This is a genomic window from Actinomycetota bacterium (genome assembly GCA_035536535.1).
Classification (GTDB): domain Bacteria; phylum Actinomycetota; class JAICYB01; order JAICYB01; family JAICYB01; genus DATLNZ01.
In genome coordinates this window covers 1-2,495 of the sequence record DATLNZ010000020.1, presented here as the reverse complement: position 1 = coordinate 2,495, position 2,495 = coordinate 1, and the positions used below count along the sequence as shown (strand labels likewise).

Genomic DNA, 2,495 nt, shown 5'->3' with positions numbered 1-2,495 from the left:
CCGCCGACATCCGCGCCATCGCCGAGCCCCGTTCCTACGCCGACCCGTCGCTCAAGTCGGCGCGCCGGTACACCCACCTGTCGGCCGCCGAGGTCCGCACCGCCCTGATCGCCAGGGGGCATGCCGAGGCCGACCTGCCGGCCGAGCGGACGATGCGGGATATCCTCAACCGGATGAACTACCGCCTCAAGCGGATCAGGAAGGGGAAGCCGCTGAAGAAGACCGAACAGACCGACGCGATCTTCGCCGACGTCGTGGCGGTGCGTGAGCAGGCCCGCGCCGATCCCGCGACGCTGGAGATCTCGATGGACACCAAGGCCAAGGTGGCCCTGGGCGAGTATGTCCGCGGGGGGAAAAACCCGGACCGGCTCCGACGGTGAGGTGGCCGAGGGCTGGGACCACGACCCGCCGGCCAAGGAGAAGTTGACCCCCTTCGGCATCCTGATGGTGGCGACCGGGGCGTTGAGGCTGATCTTCGGCTCGCGCGAGCCCCGCGACGCCGGGGCCGACGCGTTGCCGTTGTGGTGGCCCCAGGCCGGCGCCGGCCTGGGGCACGTCAAGCGCCTGGTGATCTACCTGGACAACGGGCCGAAGAACTCGGGGCGTCGGACGCAGTTCCTGAGGCGGATGGTGGAGTTCGTGGACTGGTCGGGGCTGGAGGTGCGGTTGGTGTACTATCCGCCCTATCACAGCAAATACAACCCGATCGAGCGATGCTGGTCGGCGTTGGAGAGGAAGTGGAATGGGGTGTTGCTGGATCGGCTGAAGGTGGTCCTGCAATGCGCCCTGCGGATGACCTGGAAGGGTCGTCATGCGACGGTGAGGCGGCTGGACGGGATGTATCCCGACGGGGTGCGCCTGACCGCCAAGGAGATGAGGCCGTACGAGGCCCGGCTGGAGCGTTCGGCGACCCTGCCGAAATACGACATCATCATCAGGCCGATGCCCAAAGAATCGAAGGTAACTTAAGTCCTGCCGATCGCCTAACCGCCTTCGCCCACGCCGATCGGCAGGCCCGAAGTCTGGAGGAGCGTCGGAGGCGCGCCCGGTGACACGTGGACCAACCCGGGGTGCCCGGCGGAGACGTACCGGAACTCGCGGGTGCCCAGATCGGGTGGTGTCCTACGGTGATTGAACGGCGGGACGCATCAACCATTCCCGCAAGGTCCATACGTGATCGGTCAGCCCCGCCGCCATGGCCGGCGTCCGCGCCCGCCAACGCCCCTCCTCGTCCTTGACCCGGAGCGTCCGCACGCACCAGCAGAAGTTGTAGCTGTACATCGTCAGGTACGTGACCGCCTCGTGGACCTGCCAATCCTTGCTGAACCGGTACGTCTTCCGCGATTTCCGCGCGTTGCGGCCCCGGTCGGTCGCGTGCTGACGCTCCAAGAACGACGTGTTCACCTTCCTACTGACCGTCGACGCGCCCAGCGCCTCCTCCAGATCCTCTGACGTCCCGAAGACCTGCTCCTGTCCCACGGCGACGACGCGGCCGTTCTCGCGGTGCTTGTGCACCGTCGCGTAGCAGACGCCCGCGGGCAGGCGGAGTTCGGGGGCCACCCGCGGCCGACCGGGACCACGCCGCTCCGGGGGCGGGGCGGGCACGCCGAACGTGGTCTCGATCGCGGTCGCGTACGCGGCCAACTCGTCGCTGGTCATCAACGGGGGCTCATCCCCCAGCCGTGCCTTCGTCTCCTCGACGGTGATCTCGGCGTTCTCGAGCGACCGCGCCCCCGGGACCACGATCAGGACCAGCCGGTGCTCGGGGTCGTAGGCCACGAAATCCCAATAGTCACCGCAGTGGTCATCGTCGGGGTCGTTGACGTTGCAGTTCTTCTGCTTCTGGCCCACGAACGCCCACTTCTCGTCGAACTGGACCTCGCGCGTCGCCGGGGGAAAAAGCCACAACCTCGTCGTGGGTATCCTTGGCGTGCTGACCGGCCAGGAGTGCCAGCCGGGTGACGGTGTCCTTGCAGACCCCCACCAGTCGGGCGGTCTGTCGGGTCCCGCAGCCGTCGTCGAGGTGCTCCAGGACCCCCAGGACCTTGGCGTAGGGGAGTTTGGCGTTGAAGAAGGGCGTCCCCTTGAACTCGGAGAACCGGGCCTTGCAGGCCTTGCAGTACAAGAGGCGGTGGTGATTCTTGCCGTAGTGGCCGCAGACGGAGAGGTTGCCGGCGCCGCGGCGGCCGTGTTCAGGGCAGTCAGGGTTGTGGCAGCAATGCCGCGCGAGGTCGTCCGTGGGCATGGGTCGTCCTGGATCAAGAAAGATTGATGCAACTGGTCCTGGACAGCCATGTTAGCCTCGCCTACGCTGCCATTCAACTACCGTCGGACACCACCCTGAGTACCACATCTCCGTTTCCGCAAGAGGTTAGGAGCCAAGCAGTCGCTGCCACCGTGAAATCCCTGCCGCCTGGATGCATCCCGATAACCGGCCGAGTTGCTCCTCCGCGAACCCCCCCTTTTCTCGTCCAAGTTCCGGTGGATCGACTCCT

The 2,495-nt window shown here is 66.6% G+C and carries 4 protein-coding genes; 3 read left to right on the top strand and 1 reads right to left on the bottom strand.

Annotated elements, in window-relative coordinates; all coding sequences use genetic code 11:
- Positions 1-380, top strand: a 380-nt coding sequence (locus VNE62_01580; protein ID HVE90980.1) for an ISAzo13 family transposase, incomplete at its 5' end; no start/stop codon positions are given.
- Between the two features lies 1 nt (position 381).
- Positions 382-969 (top strand): transposase, encoded by a 588-nt coding sequence (locus VNE62_01575; protein HVE90979.1) that lies wholly within the window; start codon positions 382-384, stop codon positions 967-969.
- A gap of 153 nt (positions 970-1,122) precedes the next feature.
- On the opposite strand, the gene VNE62_01570 is transcribed toward VNE62_01575, so the two are convergent.
- Positions 1,123-1,908 carry a hypothetical protein gene (locus VNE62_01570; protein HVE90978.1) on the bottom strand — a complete coding sequence of 262 codons (786 nt, stop codon included), beginning with the start codon at positions 1,906-1,908 and terminating at the stop codon, positions 1,123-1,125.
- A gap of 7 nt (positions 1,909-1,915) precedes the next feature.
- On the opposite strand from VNE62_01570, the gene VNE62_01565 reads away from it, so the two are divergent.
- Positions 1,916-2,272, top strand: coding sequence for a hypothetical protein (locus VNE62_01565; GenBank protein ID HVE90977.1), 357 nt, complete (start codon positions 1,916-1,918; stop codon positions 2,270-2,272).
- Positions 2,273-2,495: the final 223 nt, after the last annotated feature.